The organism is Brevundimonas sp., assembly GCF_030656255.1.
Lineage (GTDB): Bacteria > Pseudomonadota > Alphaproteobacteria > Caulobacterales > Caulobacteraceae > Brevundimonas.
In genome coordinates, this window is record NZ_JAUSOE010000047.1 from 14699 (window position 1) to 29788 (window position 15090).

The 15090-nt window shown below is 69.6% G+C and carries 16 protein-coding genes, 1 tRNA gene and 1 riboswitch; of the genes, 9 read left to right on the forward strand and 8 right to left on the reverse strand.

The window, feature by feature from the left end:
- The first annotated feature begins 3 nt into the window (after positions 1–3).
- On the forward strand, positions 4–948 hold the full coding sequence (locus tag Q7J26_RS05075) for a hypothetical protein (RefSeq protein ID WP_304935414.1): 945 nt from the start codon (positions 4–6) through the stop codon (positions 946–948).
- A gap of 9 nt (positions 949–957) precedes the next feature.
- Here the strand turns inward: Q7J26_RS05075 and Q7J26_RS05080 are convergent, their stop codons facing one another.
- The 4 genes from Q7J26_RS05080 to Q7J26_RS05095 form a co-directional block, all read right to left on the reverse strand.
- The gene (locus tag Q7J26_RS05080) at positions 958–1224 is read right to left on the reverse strand and encodes a hypothetical protein (RefSeq protein WP_183196154.1); all 267 of its coding nucleotides are present in this window, start codon (positions 1222–1224) and stop codon (positions 958–960) included.
- A 475-nt stretch (positions 1225–1699) separates the two neighbouring features.
- Positions 1700–1774, reverse strand: a tRNA-Glu gene (locus Q7J26_RS05085).
- Between the two features lie 52 nt (positions 1775–1826).
- On the reverse strand, positions 1827–3011 hold the full coding sequence (gene metB / locus Q7J26_RS05090; protein WP_304935415.1) for a cystathionine gamma-synthase: 1185 nt from the start codon (positions 3009–3011) through the stop codon (positions 1827–1829).
- Positions 3008–4048: a homoserine O-succinyltransferase gene (locus Q7J26_RS05095; protein WP_304935416.1), complete on the reverse strand. Its 1041-nt coding sequence runs from the start codon at positions 4046–4048 to the stop codon at positions 3008–3010. The genes metB and Q7J26_RS05095 overlap by 4 nt, the downstream gene beginning before the upstream one ends.
- An 80-nt stretch (positions 4049–4128) precedes the next feature.
- A riboswitch (SAM riboswitch) is annotated at positions 4129–4245 on the reverse strand.
- Between the two features lie 187 nt (positions 4246–4432).
- On the opposite strand from Q7J26_RS05095, the gene Q7J26_RS05100 reads away from it, so the two are divergent.
- From Q7J26_RS05100 to Q7J26_RS05120, 5 genes are all read left to right on the forward strand, one after another.
- Positions 4433–4576, forward strand: coding sequence for a hypothetical protein (locus Q7J26_RS05100; RefSeq protein WP_304935417.1), 144 nt, complete (start codon positions 4433–4435; stop codon positions 4574–4576).
- 104 nt (positions 4577–4680) lie between these two features.
- Positions 4681–6417 (forward strand): homoserine dehydrogenase, encoded by a 1737-nt coding sequence (locus tag Q7J26_RS05105; RefSeq protein WP_304935418.1) that lies wholly within the window; start codon positions 4681–4683, stop codon positions 6415–6417.
- Positions 6418–6420: 3 nt separating this feature from the next.
- On the forward strand, positions 6421–7377 hold the full coding sequence (gene thrB / locus Q7J26_RS05110) for a homoserine kinase (RefSeq protein WP_304935419.1): 957 nt from the start codon (positions 6421–6423) through the stop codon (positions 7375–7377).
- Between the two features lie 124 nt (positions 7378–7501).
- Positions 7502–7816: a CsbD family protein gene (locus Q7J26_RS05115; RefSeq protein ID WP_304935420.1), complete on the forward strand. Its 315-nt coding sequence runs from the start codon at positions 7502–7504 to the stop codon at positions 7814–7816.
- 68 nt (positions 7817–7884) lie between these two features.
- The gene (locus Q7J26_RS05120; protein WP_304935421.1) at positions 7885–8562 is read left to right on the forward strand and encodes a hypothetical protein; all 678 of its coding nucleotides are present in this window, start codon (positions 7885–7887) and stop codon (positions 8560–8562) included.
- On the opposite strand, the gene thrC is transcribed toward Q7J26_RS05120, so the two are convergent.
- On the reverse strand, positions 8549–9928 hold the full coding sequence (gene thrC / locus Q7J26_RS05125; RefSeq protein WP_304935422.1) for a threonine synthase: 1380 nt from the start codon (positions 9926–9928) through the stop codon (positions 8549–8551). The two genes, Q7J26_RS05120 and thrC, sit on opposite strands and share 14 nt — an antisense overlap.
- A gap of 189 nt (positions 9929–10117) precedes the next feature.
- On the opposite strand from thrC, the gene Q7J26_RS05130 reads away from it, so the two are divergent.
- Complete coding sequence (locus Q7J26_RS05130) at positions 10118–11065, forward strand: retropepsin-like aspartic protease (RefSeq protein WP_304935423.1); 948 nt, start codon at positions 10118–10120, stop codon at positions 11063–11065.
- A gap of 178 nt (positions 11066–11243) precedes the next feature.
- Here Q7J26_RS05130 and Q7J26_RS05135 read toward each other — a convergent pair whose 3' ends face one another.
- Positions 11244–11990, reverse strand: coding sequence for an SDR family oxidoreductase (locus Q7J26_RS05135; RefSeq protein WP_304935424.1), 747 nt, complete (start codon positions 11988–11990; stop codon positions 11244–11246).
- Between the two features lie 112 nt (positions 11991–12102).
- Here Q7J26_RS05135 and Q7J26_RS05140 point away from each other — a divergent pair, with 112 nt between their 5' ends.
- Positions 12103–12504, forward strand: coding sequence for a helix-turn-helix domain-containing protein (locus Q7J26_RS05140; protein WP_304935425.1), 402 nt, complete (start codon positions 12103–12105; stop codon positions 12502–12504).
- Between the two features lie 181 nt (positions 12505–12685).
- Here the strand turns inward: Q7J26_RS05140 and Q7J26_RS05145 are convergent, their stop codons facing one another.
- Entirely contained in the window at positions 12686–13015 is a 330-nt protein-coding gene (locus Q7J26_RS05145) for a DUF1491 family protein (protein ID WP_304935426.1), read from the reverse strand.
- A gap of 56 nt (positions 13016–13071) precedes the next feature.
- On the opposite strand from Q7J26_RS05145, the gene Q7J26_RS05150 reads away from it, so the two are divergent.
- Complete coding sequence (locus Q7J26_RS05150; protein WP_304935427.1) at positions 13072–13944, forward strand: hypothetical protein; 873 nt, start codon at positions 13072–13074, stop codon at positions 13942–13944.
- A gap of 4 nt (positions 13945–13948) precedes the next feature.
- Here Q7J26_RS05150 and Q7J26_RS05155 read toward each other — a convergent pair.
- A partial coding sequence (locus Q7J26_RS05155) for a HAMP domain-containing sensor histidine kinase (RefSeq protein ID WP_304935428.1) occupies positions 13949–15090 on the reverse strand: 1142 nt, incomplete at its 5' end.

A 15090-nucleotide genomic window follows, 5' to 3' on the forward strand; every position in this document is an offset into this window, starting at 1 on the left:
GCCATGAAACAGGGGGCGGTCCGGTCGGACTATCTGGACTGGCTGGCCCAGGCGCTGGAGGTCGGACGTCGGACCGAGCCCCTGCCCGACGGGGATGCGGTAGTCGGCTACGCTACCGGATACGACGCCGCCGACATCGCCCCCTTCGTCCTGTCCCTGCGGGCGGTGTTCGACGGCCCGGTCGCCCTGGTGGTGGACGCCGACGCCGGACTACGCGCCTTCCTGGCCCAGAATAATGTGACCGCCGTCGATGCGCCCGTCTGGCGCGGCTGGGCGCCTCATCCAGTGATGCAGAGGTTCGTGGCCTTCGCCGGCCTGCTGGGCGACCGGCCCGGCGCGGCCCTGGCCTGCGACGTGCGCGACGTCATCTTCCAGGCCGCGCCCTTTTCGCCCGCGCCGCACGGACTGGAAGCCTTCATCGAGGCCGAGACGCCCCTGGCCGACCACGGCTTCAACATGAAATATCTGCGCGCCCTGTTCGGCGAGGCCCAGGCCGCGCAGCTGGGCGACAAACCCTGTCTGTGCGTCGGGACGGTGTTGGGGCCGCGGGCCGAGATCGCGCGTCTGTCGCGGTTGATCCTGTCCCTGGCGGCCACGCCCCGGTCCGAGATCGGCGGCGCCTTCGGCGCCGACCAGGCGGCCTTCAACATGGCTATTCATCAGGGGCTGATTGCCGCGACGCTCCGGCCCAACTACGGCCGGGTGGCGACCCTGGGCCTGACGCCCGGCGAGGCTTTGAGCTTCCGCGACGGACAGGTGGTCAATCCCGACGGGACCGTCAGTCCCATCGTCCACCAGCAAGACCGCCACCCGCATCTGGACATGGCCGTCCACGACCTCTGGGGCGGCGGACTGGAACACCGCAAACGGGTTCGCCCCAAGTCGGCCGGCCAGAAACTGGCCAAGCTGACGGCGTCGCTGCGCCGCCGCACGCCGGAACTGCGTTAGGGCGTTTATCTAGGGCAGAGGCGCGAAACTCTTGTCTTCGCGCAGGGCGCTGGCCTTCTGCACCGCCATGGGGGCGGCGTGCAGCCAGTAGTCGGCGTCGTCGAGCCTCTGCTCGCGGCGACGTTCCTGGCCGCGCATCCGTCTCAGGGCGGCGTTTTCCAGAAGGCGTGCGTGCAGGGCGCGGGGCGTCGGTTCAGAGATGGCGGAAGAGCCGGGGACAGCGACGAGATCGGGGCCTTGGGGCTCCACCGCCGGACGGGCGATGGCGATGAACATGAACCACTCATGGGATGGGGAGAAGGGGCGCTTCTGCACCAGGGGGTCTGTGGATGAACCACTCCCTCTGTGGATAGTTCCCGAGCGTGTTCGAAAAAAGGTCCGTGAATCGAAAGGCTTGCTGCCGCAATCCGGTCAAAAGGCTTGTGGGTTGATTAACCGTGGTCGGAGGGATTGTAGGGGCGGCCGTTTCGCACGCTTGCAGGTCTGACCGTCAGTCTGATTCCCCACCCTGTTTTGACGCTGATCTGCTTTCGTCATTCCGGGCGCAGCGTAGCGGAGACCCGGAACCCAGCGGCGCCGAAGGCGAAATCCATCGGCCGCTTGATGTTCATCGATCTCGCACGCGACAGGTTCGCGCTCTCGCGCGCCGCTGGGTTCCGGGTCTTCGGGCCAAGCGGCCCTCGCCCGGAATGACGAAAGGAAGGAGCGGCGGCGCTGCGGCGCACTCGCCAGCAAACGCCTTGAAACCCGGTGGCAGTCCCTAGGGGAGTCGAACCCCTCTTTTCAGGTTGAAAACCTGACGTCCTAACCGATAGACGAAGGGACCGCGGCCGGGGCGGCGCATTTGCCCCGGTTCGGCCCCCTCTGCAAGCAAAAAATCAGGCGGCCTCGGCCTTGGCCGGGATCACGGCGTCCAGGGCGGGGAAGAGGTCGGCGATCAGGTCCTCGACATGCTCCAGCCCGACCGACAGCCGCACCAGGCCGTCGCTTATGCCGGCCGTGGCGCGTTGCTCCGGGGTCATGGCGGCATGGGTCATGGTGGCGGGGTGGGCGATCAGGCTTTCGACACCGCCCAGGGATTCCGCCAGGGTGAAGATCTCCAGCGCCTCGACCAGGTTACGCACGGCCTCGGTCCCGCCTTCCAGCTCGAAGCTGAGCATGGCGCCCGGGCCCGCCTGTTGCGCGGCGACCAGGGCGTGGTTGGGGTGGGACGCCAGGCCGGGATAGTGGACCACCTTGACCGCCGGGTGGGCGGCCAGCCGTTCGGCGATCTTGCCCGCTGTGGCCTGTTGCCGCTCGATACGGGCGAACAGGGTCCGGACCCCGCGCAGGGTCAGGTAGGCGTCGAAGGGCGAGCCGGTCACGCCGGTGCAGTTGGCCCACCAGGCCAGGGTCTGGTGATCCTCGGCGTCGGCCGAGATAACGGCGCCGCCGACCACGTCGGAGTGGCCGTTGATGAACTTGGTGGTCGAGTGGACGACGAAGTCGGCGCCCAGCTTGATCGGGTTCTGCAGCGCCGGCGACAGGAAGGTGTTGTCGCACACCACCTTGGCCCCGGCCGCATGGGCGCGGGCGCAGATGTCGGCCACGTCCACCAGTCGCAGCAGGGGGTTGGACGGGGTCTCGACCAGCACCAGTTTGGGCTTCAGCGCCAGGGCGGCTTCGAAGGCTTCCGGATCGCCCTGATCGACCAGCAGCAGGTCGAAATGGCCCTTCTTGGCGCGGGCGTTCAGCAGGCGACAGGTGCCGCCGTAACAGTCGTGCGGGGCGATCAGCAGGTCGCCCGGCTCCAGCAGGGCCAGGGGCAGATCGACCGCCGCCATGCCGGTTGCGGTGATGACGCAGCCCGCGCCGCTCTCCAACTCGGCCAGGGTCTCGGCCAGGACATCGCGCGTGGGATTGCCCGAGCGGCTGTAGTCGTACTTCCGCTTCTGCTCGAAGCCGGCGAAGGAATAGTTGGACGACAGATACAGCGGCGGCATGACTGCGCCGTGGGCCGTGTCCGTATCCACGCCCGTGCGGGCGGCGATGGTGTGCGGGTCGGCAGGGCGGCGGGCAGTCATGCTTTGATGTCCTTGAAAGCGGCGCGGAGGATGTCGCCGACGAAGGCGTCCTCCTTTAGAAAGGCGTCGTGGCCATACAGGGAGGGGGCTTCAACGAAGCGCCACAGGGTCGGCAACCGCGCGGCCAGTTCGCGGATGTCGTCGATCGGCACCAGCCGGTCGGAGGTGAAGCCGATCAGGGTGACGGGGGTGGTGATGGCCTCGGGCGTCACGCTGTGCCGGTCCAGAGAATCGGACATCGACAGCCAGCGCGCCGGGGTGGTGTGGGTGCGGTAGGCCTGGCCCCGCGCCGTCAGATAATCGCAAACGGGATAGGCGCCGCCGACGGCGTCGGGCGCGGTGGTCTCGAACCGGTCATTGAACTCTTCGGCCGTGCGATAGGTGGTCATGGCCAGTTCGCGGGCCAAGGCGACGCCTTCCTCGGGGCGGCCGGCGGCGACGGCGAACTGAAGGATGCGGCGCTGGATGCCGCGCCAGGCGGTGGCCTGGGGGTGGGCGCGGTGGGCGGCCGAGACGACGATCAACTGCTCGGCCCAGTCGGGATACAGTTCAGCAAAGGCCAGGCCGACCATGCCGCCGTAGGAACAGCCGACGAAGGCCGCGACCCGCTCGATCTTCAGATGGTTCAGCACCAGGGCCAGCAGACGCGCCTGGTCGTGGGTGGTGATGGTGACGGGGGTGTCGGAAAACTCCGCGCCGGGCGCGAAATCGACGGCCAGAACCTGGAACCGGCTCAGGTCGATGGGGCCGCGCACCGACACGGCGCCGGACCACCAGCCCAGGCCGTTGGTCTCGGTGCGGTGCACGAACCGTCCGGCCGAAATCCCGCCGGCGACGACGACGACGGGGGCGCCGGCGCGGCCGTGGATGCGGCCCACGATATTGGGCTGGTTCAGTTTTTCGCCCGATGCCAGGCGGAAGTCGGCGGGAATGGAGACGATGACGTCGCGGGCGCCGCCGCGTTCACGAACGGGCGCAGCCGACGGCGCGGGCCGACAGGCGGGGTCTTCAAGCAGGGATGTTTCAGCCAGGGTCATCTATCGTTTTCCGCATCGGTCTCGCCTCAGCAAGGCTCGATGCGGTGACAGATCGTGGAGCGTCGACTCGACCGATGCTCCACTCATCTCTCGCGACCCCGAAGGACCCCGCAGGAGTTGGCACCGTTTCGGGTCGTGAAACCCGATGGTTGCCCCGGCGTCAAAGGGCCTAATCCCTCAGCCGGTCTTGATGAGTGACTTTACGTTGATCAAAGCTACGGCGCCGGTCAAGCGAAAAATTCGACCCTACGGGACGTACGGCGCGGTTCGAATAGGTCTGAAACGGACCAAAAGCGCGTTGTCGTGAAAAAATCATCCAATGCGGCTTGACACTGCGGGGTTGATCCAAGCACCCTAGGCTCAGATTTGAACCGGACCAGCCCTGTGCAACAGCGCCTGATCATCGCCGAAGTTTCGACCGTCGCCGGCCTCGCCGCGACGCGTCTCGGCATGACCCTCGGCGGCTCGATTATTGGCGGCACCACCGGCACCACCACCACCATGCCCTTACGGGCGGGACGAGTTTAGCGCGCCGAACCCCGGCAACCGCAGAACCCGAACCCCGCCCGGTCCGCCTGGCGGGGTTTTTCTTTTTCACCCCCCACCCCCTTCGAACATCCCGAGAAACCCCAATGTCCCCCACCCTCGCCGTCGTAGAGAAATCCGAGAATCCCGATCCCAGCAGTCAGCTTGCTACCGAAGTGGTGGTGCTGAAGTTCGGGTCGTCCATCCTGCGCAGCCCGGCCGAGGCGCCCCTGGTGGCCTCCGCCGTCTATGGCCATGTGCGGGCGGGGCGGAAGGTGGTGGCGGTGGTCTCGGCCTTCGGCGGGGCGACCGACCGGCTGCTGGGCGAGGCGCGGGCGCTGGGCCTGTCCCATTCCAACGATCTGCTGCCCGGCTATGTGGCCCTGGGCGAGGAGAAGTCGGCGGCCCTGGTGGCCATCGCCTGCGACCGGATCGGCCTGGACGCCTGCGCCCTGTCGGTGCGCGAACTGGGCATCGTGGCCGAGGGCGAGCCTGAGCATTCGCGCCCCTGCGGCCTGCGGCCCGACCATCTGAAACAGGCGCTGGACCGGCACGAGGTGGTGGTGGTGCCGGGCTTCGGCGCCGTGCGGCCGGACGGGCGGGTGGCCCTGCTGGGCCGGGGCGGATCGGACCTGACGGCGGTCTTCCTGGCGGCCGAGCTGGGCCTGAAGACCGTGCGGTTGGTGAAGGATGTCGACGGCCTCTACGACCATGATCCGAACGACCGGACGGCCCCGGCCTTGCGCTATCGCCGCGCGTCCTGGGACGTGGCGCGCAAACTGGGCGGCGCCCTGGTCCAGCACGACGCCATCGACCTGGGCGAGAGCCGGGGCGTGGAGATCGAGGTCGCGGCCCTGGACCGGGCCGACGGCACCGTCATCGGCAAGAAGTCGGCGCCCCCCGGACCGGCCCCGGCCCTGCCGCCGCTGAAGGTGGCGGTCGCGGGCTGCGGCGTGGTGGGCGGCGGAGTCCTGGCCCGGCTGCTCAGCGATCCGCGCTATGACGTGGTCGGGGTGCTGGTGCGCGACCCGAAGAAGGTCCGCGACGTGGCCTGTCCGCAGTCCCTGTTCACCGCCGATCCGGCCGTCCTCTGGGCCAAGAAGCCGGACATCGTGCTGGAGGCCCTGTCGGAAGGCGAGGCGGGCCATGCGGTCATCCGCGCCGCGCTGGAGGCCGGCTGCGACGTGGCCAGCGCCAACAAGCAGGCGGTCAGCCGCGATCCCGGCGGCTTGCAGGACCTGGCGAAAGCCCATGGCCGCCGGATCTTCTGGTCGGCCTCGGTCGGGGGCGGTTCGCCGATGATCGAGACGGTGCGGGCGGCCCGCGCCGCCGGCGATGTGGTCGGGTTCGAGGCGGTGCTGAACGGCACGGTCAACTTCATGCTCGAACGGCTGGGCGACGGCGCGGCCTTTTCCGAGGCCCTGGCCGACGCCCGGGCGGCCGGGTTCGCCGAGGAGGATCCGTCGGCGGACCTGGAGGGTCTGGACGCCGCCGCCAAGGTGCGGCTGCTGTGCCACGAAGCCTTCGGCCGTTCGCCCGACGGCGAGGTTCCGCGCGACCACCTGACCCCCGCCACATCGGCCGAAGGCGGGGTGCGCCAGATCGGCGCCGCCCATATGAAGGACGGGGTCATCACGCCCTCGGTCAAGCTGACGGCCGAACACGGCGACCCGCTGTTCTCCAGCCTGCGCGGCGAGGGCAACGCCCTGAAGGTCTATGGCGCCGACGGCCGGGTGTGGCGCTGCCGGGGCCGTGGCGCGGGCCGCTGGTCCACGACCGAGAGCATCATGGCCGACCTGGCCGAGATCGTGCGTGCGCGCCGCGCCGATGCGGGCCTGAACTAGGCCATGGCCGTCTTCACCCCCGTGTCGCTGGACGAGGCCAGGCGATTCCTGGCCGGCTACGACCTGGGCGAGGTGGTCGAGTTGACCGCCATCGCCGAGGGGGTGGAGAACACCAACTACCGGCTGGAGACCCGGCAAGGCTCGGCCCGGCGCCGCTTCGTCCTGACCCTGTTCGAGGCCCGGACGGACGAGGCGTCGCTGCCCTTCTGCCTGGGGCTGACGGCCCATCTGGCGGGGCGAGGCTTTCCCTGTCCGACGCCGATCGAGGACCGGGCGGGCGGCTGGCTGGGCCGGGTGAACGGCCGGGCGGCGGCGGTGATCGAATGGAAGACCGGCGCCTGGCTGCGCACCCCGTCGGAGGCCGATCAGGCGGCGGCAGGGGCGGTGCTGGCGCGGCTGCACCAAACGGCGTCCAGCTTCGCCGGGCGGCGCGACAATCCGGTCGGTCCGGCGATGTGGCGGCGGCTGGCGGACCGGTGCGCGGCGGGCGCCTCGGGCGAGGACCGAGTGCTGCTGGACCAGGTCGAGGCAGCGCTGGCGCGGCTGGACGATCCGTTTGCGGATGATCTGCCGGTTGGGGCCATTCACGCCGACTATTTCCCCGACAACATCCTGTTCGAAGACGGCGCGGTGTCGGCGGTGATCGACTTCTATTTCGGCTGCACCGGGCCCCTGGTCTACGACCTGGCCATCGCCCTTTCCGCCTGGGGCTTCGACGCCGAGGGCCGACCCATGCCCGACGCCCTGGCCGCCTTCCAGCGCGGCTACGAGGCGGTGCGGCCGTTGACCGACGCTGAACGCGCGGCCCTGCCCCGTCTGGGCGAGGCGGCGGCCCTGCGGTTCACCGTCACCCGCCTGCACGACCGCATCTTCCACGACCCGTCCAAACTGGTGACGCCCAAGGACCCGGCGGTCTTCCTGCGCCGCATGGACCACTGGCGGGCGCTGGAGACAGTCTGAAAACCTCTCCCTCCCCCGCAGGGGGAGAGAAGGCCTGCGCCGCCTTGTCGCTGGAACGGAAGCGCGCGCCAGGATTTTCACCGTCACGCGGCCATCAGGGCCGTACTCCCCGAGGACGAGAGACATGACCGACGAACGCATCGACGGCGCCGCCCACCAGGCGGCCGGCAAGGCGCAAAAGGGTTTCGGCAAGCTGGTCGGCGACCAGAAGCTGCAGGTCGAGGGCGCGCTGAACGACGCCAAGGGCCGGTCGCTGGACCAGTTCGGCAAGGCGATGGACGCCGTTGACCGCCTGGTCGAGAAGGCTCCCGCTGATTATCGCGACAAGGCCCGCGCCGTGGCCGGCGAGGCGCGCAAGCGGCCGCTGGTGACGACGCTGTCGGTGGCGGGCGTGGGCTTGCTGCTCATGGGCATGCTGACGCGCGGTGGGCGTCGCTGAGTTCACATAACAGCGGTTTGACAACGTGTGATTGTTGAAGCAGTCTCCCTCAAAAGGGGGAGACTGCTATGATCCGATACATTGTGAGTGTTGCGGCCGTTGTCTGCCTTATGGGGGCGAGCGGCTGTTCTACATTTAAGATGATCGACAAAGACGCGCCGCTGGGCGCGGGCGGAGCAGGTCAGGCCTTGGGGGCCGACGTAGTCACGTCAGCGCAGCACCAGGAAGCCGAAGGCCTGATGGACGATCTCTGGCACGGCCGAAGTGATCGAACTGGATGGAATATGGATACGCGAGGCAAGCAACTCGTCTATGCGCTTGTGGCCGAGTCCGATCTCCGATGCGACCGTTATCTGACCGCAGTCTCTATCGATCGCAATGCGACGCGAAGCAGTCTGGACATCGTCGGTCTGGCGCTGGGCGCCATCGGCGGGGTGGCCTCGCCCAACGCCAGTGCGAACTGGTTCTCCGCGGGATCGACTTTGGCGCAGTCATCGCGACGCACGCTTGAGGACAGCGTGTTCGGAGGGCGCGAGTTCAGCCTTATCTACACCGCCATCTGGCAGGGGCGAGAGGAGGCGTCGAAGGACCTCTTGAAGCGCGCAGACGACGAAGAGTTCAAGGCCTGGGACTGGCGGCCCATCCTGTCTTTGGCGCGCCAGTACGATGTGAAGTGCGGCCTTAACTATGGCCTATCCCGACTGACTCGAGCGGTCTCCACGCCCGCGCCGACTACCGCGCAATAAGGCCCAAGACCGCCGACAAATCCGCCTCCACCACCGTCATCCGTTCCGGCTTGTCGCCCAGGGCGGCGATGACCGGGGCGGGCTCGGGCTCGTCGCCCAGCACGCCTGAAACAAAGGCCCCGAACTTGGACGGGTGGGCGGTGGACAGGGCGACGACCGGCCCCTTCGACCGGTCCACGCGCCGCGCGGCGGCCAGCGCAACAGCTGTATGCGGGCAGACGACGCGGCCCCAGGTTTCCTGGGCGTGGGCGATTTCGGCGCGGGTCTCCATCTCGTCGATTGAGACGGCCGAGACGGCGGCGCGCAGGACGGCCAGCAGATCCGGATCGAAGGCCACGGCGCCGTCGCGGGCGAAGGTTTCGAACACGGCGCGGGTGCGGTCGCCGTCGCGGCCGGTGGCCTCATAGACCAGGCGTTCGAAGTTTGACGGGGCCTGGACGTCCATGGAGACGCTGCCGCTTTCGACCGCAGGACGGCGCGAATAGACGCCGTCGTTGATGGCGCGGGCCAGGGCGTCGTTCTGGTTCACCGCGGCGACGAAGCCGTTGGACGGCAGGCCCATTTTCGTGGCGGCGATGCCGGCGAAGGCGTCGCCGAAATTGCCGGTGGGGACGACGAAGGTTGCCGGGCCGCCCAGCTGGGCCGTGGCCGAGACATAATAGGGGATCTGGCCCGCCAGCCGCGCCCAGTTGATCGAATTGACCGAGGACAGACGGCCGCGTTCGCGCAGGGACTCCTCGGCCAGCAGCCCCTTCACCAGACGCTGACAGTCGTCGAAGTCGCCGCGCACGGCCAGGTTCAGCACATTGTCCGCCTCGACCGTCGTCATCTGGCGGCGCTGCACCGGCGAGACCCGGTCCTGCGGATGCAGGACGACCAGATCGACGGATTTGGCGCCGGCGAAGGCGCGGACGGCGGCTGCGCCCGTGTCGCCCGAGGTGGCGGTCAGGATAGTCAGACGCTCGCCGGACGCCGCCAGGGCCTCGTCCGTCAGGGCGGCGACCAGTTGCATCGCCAGGTCCTTGAAGGCGGCGGTCGGGCCGTGGAACAGCTCCAGCACGAACAGACCGGGCTCCAGCTCGACCAGGGGCGTCACCGCCGGATGGTCGAACCCGGCGGTCAGCCGGTCCAGCGCACGGTCCAGGGCGCCGGCGGGCAGGGCGTCGCCGATAAAGGGGCTAATCGCTTGAAGCGCGATGGACTTGTAGTCGGCGGCGCCGTCCCAGGCGGAGGGCGACAGCGTGGGCCAGGCGGTCGGCATATAGAGGCCGCCGTCGGGGGCGATGCCGCGCAGCAGGGCGTCGGTGAAGTCGGTCTCGGGGGCTTGGCCGCGGGTCGAGACGTAACGGGCGCTGGAGGTCGTCATGATGGCTCTGGTCGTAACCAGCCGGGGCGGCGGCGTCACCCGGTTTCTGGTCGTTCGGGGGAGGAAATTGTCGGGTGGGCGGCGAAGGTGCGGTTGTGCGACAAATTCATGCCGGCCGGGTTCGCGCGTGCGCCCCTGCGACCATCGTCCCCGCTGGCGTCCGGCGGCGCGACGGTCCATGTCTGGGGGATGAGACGACGCGATCTTCTGATCCGGCTGGGCCTGATCGCCGGGGGCGTGGGCGGGGCCTGGTGGCTGCGCGACCATGTACTGTGGAAGGCGCCCGGCGTCGGGTTTCCGGCGGACGGATCGTCCGGCTGGCTGGACTACGCCGAGCGCCGCGCCGTCACCCCGACCGTCGCGGTGACGGTCAATGGAACTCCGCTGCGGGCCCTGGTCGATTCCGGGGCCCAGTATTCGGTGATCGACCGGTCGCTGGTCCAGACCCTGGGCCTGACCAACCTGTTCAACATCCCGATGGTGGCCTACGGCGTCGGCGGCGAGGCCCAGGTGGGGCGCGGCGCGACCCTGGAGGCGACGGTCGGGCGGCTGCGGCTGAACGGTCTGCGGGCGGCCATCCTGGATCTGGGGCCGCTGTCCGGGGATCAGGGTCTGGGCGCCTCGCTGATCCTGGGCCAGGACGTGCTGCGCGAACTGGTGCTGGAACTGGACACGACCGGCCGCCGGATGCGGTTCCTGAAGCGCGAGGGGTGGGCGCCGACGCCGGACCTGGCCCCGGTCGCCGTGACGCGGGCGGGCCGGGCGCTTCAGGCCGCGATCACGGTCGAGGGGGCGACGGTGGATGCCGTGATCGACACCGGCGCCTCGGCCCTGCTGGCCGTGACGCGCGAGACGGCCCAGGCGGCAGGCCTGCTGGACGGGCGCGAACGGACGCCGGGGCGCAGCATCGTCCTGGGCGGGACGGTGCGGGCGGAAACGGTGAATGTCCGTACGCTGACGTTCGGCGACGAACTGTATCGAAATGCGGAGGTGGCCATCTACGACGACGTGCCGGTGCCGGGGTTCCCCAAGGCGCTGATCGGCATGGGGGCGTTCGAGGACCGGCGGCTGGTGCTGGATATCGGCGGGCCGCGCCTGTTCATGTCCCGACCGATGGAGATCACGGTGGGGGGATAGTCAGACCTCTCCCTCCCCCCGCGGGGGAGGGGCGTCGCGCCAGCGACGGGGTGGGGGCGGCAAGGCGAAGTCGCACGGGTCTGTCGAAAGCGCTCGGTCGCCCGGCCCTTCCCACCCGGCTTCGGCTACGCCTCCGCCCCCCTCCCCCGCAGGGGGAGGGAGAAGTCGCCTTCCGGCCTCAGCCGTTCAGCATCTCGAACACGGCTTCGTAGCCGTTCGCCTCGGCGAAGCGCAGCGGCTTGACCCGTTCGACCAGGATTTCGCCGCGCGGCGTATCTCCGCGCTCGATCAGGCCGATCACCTCGGCCGTATAGTCGGCCAGGGGCATGGAGTTGGGGTTCTCCGCATGCCCCGGCATCAGGTCGGTGGCGACGCCGGGCGGGGCCAGTTCCAGCACCTCGATCGCCGTGTCGCGCAGCTGATGGCGCAGGGACTCGGTCCAGGAATGCAGCCCCGCCTTGGTGGCGTTATAGGTCGGGGTCGCCGCCAGCGGCACGAAGGCCAGGCCGGACGTCACCGTCATGATGGTCGCAGTCGGCTGGGCCTGCAGATGGGGCAGCAGGGCGGCCGTCAGCCGGATCGGGCCCAGCAGATTGGTGGCGATGGTGGCGTCCACGGTGGCCAAGTCGAACGGCTGGGCCTTCAAGTCCTCGACCTTCATGATGCCGGCGTTGTGGATGACGGCGTTCAGGCCGGGGTGATCCTTGACCAGCCGGGCGGCGAAGGCCGGGATCGCCTCGGCGTCCGCGACGTCCAGGGCGGCCCAGGCCATGCCCGGGTTGGCGGCGACGGTGTCTTTCAGCACGTCTTCGCGGCGGCCGGTGATGATGACCTGGGCGCCGCGCGCGTGCAGGGCCTCGGCCAGGGCGCGGCCGATGCCGGTGCCGCCGCCGGTGATCAGGATGGTTTGGCCGGTGATGTTCATGGTCGTCTCCTTCAGGGGATGCGTGAGCGGTGAAGACGAGGTAAGTGGATCACTCTCTGCTGAAAAGTAGGCACCAAAAACCGCCATACTTACCGAGAAGAAAGAAATGGATATGACGGCCGTTCCGCCCGCAAGAATTTCACACCCCGAGACCGGCGAGGTCGCCGATCCGCGCGTCGAGGCCCTGGTCAACGAGGTGATCGGCCGGGTCGCGGACAAGTGGACCATGCTGATCCTCGAGGTCCTGGCCGAACACGGCGACACCCGTTTCACCCGCGTCGGCGAATTGGTGGGCGGCATCAGCCAGAAGATGCTGACCCAGACCCTGCGTCAGATGGAGCGCGACGGCCTGGTGGTGCGCACGGTCCATCCGGTGATCCCGCCCAAGGTCGAATACCGCCTGACCGACCTGGGCTTCACCCTGGCCGAGGCGTTTTGCGGGGTGTGGACCTGGGCCGAGACGAACATCGACCGCATCGAGACGGCGCGGGCGGCGTTCGACGGGCGGAAGTAGGGGCGCTCACCTCCCCGTCGGCGAAGGCCGACGGGGAGGACAGGCGGCGCGGAGCGACGCCAGGAGGGGGCGACTCGGTGTCAGAAGCTGGATCGGTCATCACCCCTGTCGGAGTCGCCCCCTCCTGGTCGCAAGCGCGACCTGTCCTCCCCGCGCGCCTTCGCGCGCGGGGAGGTGAAGCCTACCCCTGCACCTTCTCGGTGATGAAGTGCCGGCCCTGGCGGTCTTCGATCTCGACGACCCAAAGGTCGGGGTCATAGCCGCGCTGGCGGGCGATGTAGGCGTCCAGTTCGGACTCGCTGTCGCTGGATACGGGCTGAATCCACAGGCGTTCGCCGTCGGTCCCGAAGGCCTCGGTGTAGAGTTTGGCCGTGCGGGTCGAGGTGTCATAGGCCTTGACGATGACCGAGCCGGCGCGTTCGTCGCCCTTCTTGACCACGGTCGCATAGGCGCCCTCGATCTCGGCGCGGCGGATCAGGGCGCTGACCCACAGGTCGCTGGATAGAAGCAATTCGCTAACCCTGTCCGGAAACCCGACCCAAAGGCGGGACGTGCCAAGGTCGGGTCATGAGGATAGGCTCTTCTTCCCGGCGAACCCAAGCCCTGATCGCCGCCGCGCTGATCGCCGCCCCGGTTGCGGCGGGTCCGGGCATGGCGGGCGCGGCCCCGGCCGACCGATATTATGAGCGCAGCTTCGTCCTGGCGGCCAACGCCCGCTGCGGCCTGTTCCAACCCCAACTGACGGCCGCCCTGACCGCCGCCGCCTGGCAGGCGCGGGGTGCGGCCCTGCGGGCGGGCGGCAATGACCGCGACCTGGCTGAGACGGCTGCGCGGGCGCGGGCGCGGGCCGCGACGACCCGCTGCGACTCGCCCGATCTGAAGACGGTCAGCGGCCGGGTCCAGAACGCCTTCGCCGGCTGGTCGCGGACGGCGCGCATGAACTTCCCCGGCGAGAGGGCGGGCTGGAGCGCGGATCGCGCCGCCTACGCCCGGCCCACCTGGCGGTTGATGCAGGCGACGCGGACCGGCGCCTCGCCGGTGCGGTTCGGCATGGTCGGCGGCATGGACCGGCCGGACCAGCTGGCGGCCGTGGTGTCCTGGCACGGGCGGTCCCGGCCGACCGGGGTGCGGATCGTCATGCGCGACGCGACGGTGGCGCCCCGGCCCTGGCTGGCGCGCGAACTGCCGCCCCAGACCCAGCGTCGCGTCGTCTGGGCCTCGGGCGTGTCGGCGGCGGACGCCGGTCTGCTGGTCGAGGGGCGAGAGGCGGGCCAGATGTGGATCTTCCCGGCCTCGGCGGCCGACGCTCTGTCGGCCCTGGATCCGCGCGAGATCTTCACGGTGGAATTCCTGTTCCGCGACGGCAGCGTGGCCCGCTCGACCTTCGAGACCGGCGACTTCGCCGCCGGCCGCGCCTTCCTGTCGATGGGCCAGACCTAGGCGGTCAGGGTTTGACGAGGTCTTCGACCGGCGTCTCGTCCTGCGTCTCGACCGCCTCGATCGGAATGACCGGCAGGCGCACCATCACGGCCGTGCCTTCGCCCAGGGTGCTGTCGATGCTCATCCGGCCGCCGTGCAGTTCGGTCAGGGAGCGGACCAGCGACAGGCCCAGGCCCGTGCCCTGGGCCTTCTGGTCGGCGCCCCCGGCCTGTTCGAACGGCCGGCCGATCCGTTGCAGATCCTCCGGCGCGACGCCGACGCCGGTGTCCGACACGATCAGCTCCAGATAGGGGCCGACCCCGTCCAGGGTCAGGGTGACGGACCCGCCGGTCGGGGTGAATTTGACCGCATTCGACAACAGGTTCAGCGCCATCTGCTTCAGGGCGCGGGCGTCCGCCTGGACCATCAGGGGAATGGACGGCAGGACCGGCGCCAGATCGACCCCCTTGTCGTCGGCCTGGACGCGGACCAGGGCGACGGCGGCCGAGACGGGGTCGCGCGCGTCCAGGGACTCAAGCGCCAGCTCGTAGCGTTCGGCCTCGATCTTCGACAGGTCCAGCACGTCGTTGATCAGGTCCAGCAGATGGCCGCCGGCCTGATGGATGGCGTCGGCGTAGCCGGCGTAACGGTCGGGCAGGGGGCCGAACAGGCGCTCGCGCATGATGTCGGCGAAACCGATCACGGCGTTCAGCGGGGTGCGCAGTTCGTGGCTCATATTGGCCAGGAAGCGGGTCTTGCCGGCGCTCTGGGCCTCGGCCTCGGCGCGGGCGCTCTCCAGGCCCAGTTCACGGGCGAACTGGGCGGTGCCGTCGAAGGCCTGGGCGATCAGGCGCGGCGGGTCGCCCCCAGATGCGCCTCCAGACTCGTGGCCGTGATCGAACCGCCGCAGGATCATGACGACCCGACGGTCCAGGGCAAGGCGCGGGCTGAACAGGACCTCGGCCGTCTGGCCGGCGGCGGCCCGCTGAAGGGCGGCGGCGACGGCGGGGCGGTCGGGGGCGTGGACGGCGGCGATCAGGCCCTGGTCCACCAGGGCGTCGATGGAGACCGACGGCGGCGGAGTTCCCCAGGCGGCGACGGCGCGGCCGGTCGGATCGAGCAGCAGGGTCAGGCCGGGCTGGGCGTTCAGCACCGCCTCGACCCGGC

Excerpts from the sequence above, each read along its gene's own strand:
- Q7J26_RS05075 (WP_304935414.1), top strand. The coding sequence starts at position 4 with ATGAAACAGGGGGCGGTCCGGTCGGACTATCTGGACTGGCTGGCCCAG.
- Q7J26_RS05080 (WP_183196154.1), bottom strand. The coding sequence starts at position 1,224 with ATGTTCATCGCCATCGCCCGTCCGGCGGTGGAGCCCCAAGGCCCCGAT.
- metB (WP_304935415.1), bottom strand. The coding sequence starts at position 3,011 with ATGACTGCCCGCCGCCCTGCCGACCCGCACACCATCGCCGCCCGCACG.
- Q7J26_RS05095 (WP_304935416.1), bottom strand. The coding sequence starts at position 4,048 with ATGACCCTGGCTGAAACATCCCTGCTTGAAGACCCCGCCTGTCGGCCC.
- Q7J26_RS05105 (WP_304935418.1), top strand. The coding sequence starts at position 4,681 with ATGTCCCCCACCCTCGCCGTCGTAGAGAAATCCGAGAATCCCGATCCC.
- thrB (WP_304935419.1), top strand. The coding sequence starts at position 6,421 with ATGGCCGTCTTCACCCCCGTGTCGCTGGACGAGGCCAGGCGATTCCTG.
- Q7J26_RS05115 (WP_304935420.1), top strand. The coding sequence starts at position 7,502 with ATGACCGACGAACGCATCGACGGCGCCGCCCACCAGGCGGCCGGCAAG.
- Q7J26_RS05120 (WP_304935421.1), top strand. The coding sequence starts at position 7,885 with ATGATCCGATACATTGTGAGTGTTGCGGCCGTTGTCTGCCTTATGGGG.
- thrC (WP_304935422.1), bottom strand. The coding sequence starts at position 9,928 with ATGACGACCTCCAGCGCCCGTTACGTCTCGACCCGCGGCCAAGCCCCC.
- Q7J26_RS05130 (WP_304935423.1), top strand. The coding sequence starts at position 10,118 with ATGAGACGACGCGATCTTCTGATCCGGCTGGGCCTGATCGCCGGGGGC.
- Q7J26_RS05135 (WP_304935424.1), bottom strand. The coding sequence starts at position 11,990 with ATGAACATCACCGGCCAAACCATCCTGATCACCGGCGGCGGCACCGGC.
- Q7J26_RS05140 (WP_304935425.1), top strand. The coding sequence starts at position 12,103 with ATGACGGCCGTTCCGCCCGCAAGAATTTCACACCCCGAGACCGGCGAG.
- Q7J26_RS05150 (WP_304935427.1), top strand. The coding sequence starts at position 13,072 with ATGAGGATAGGCTCTTCTTCCCGGCGAACCCAAGCCCTGATCGCCGCC.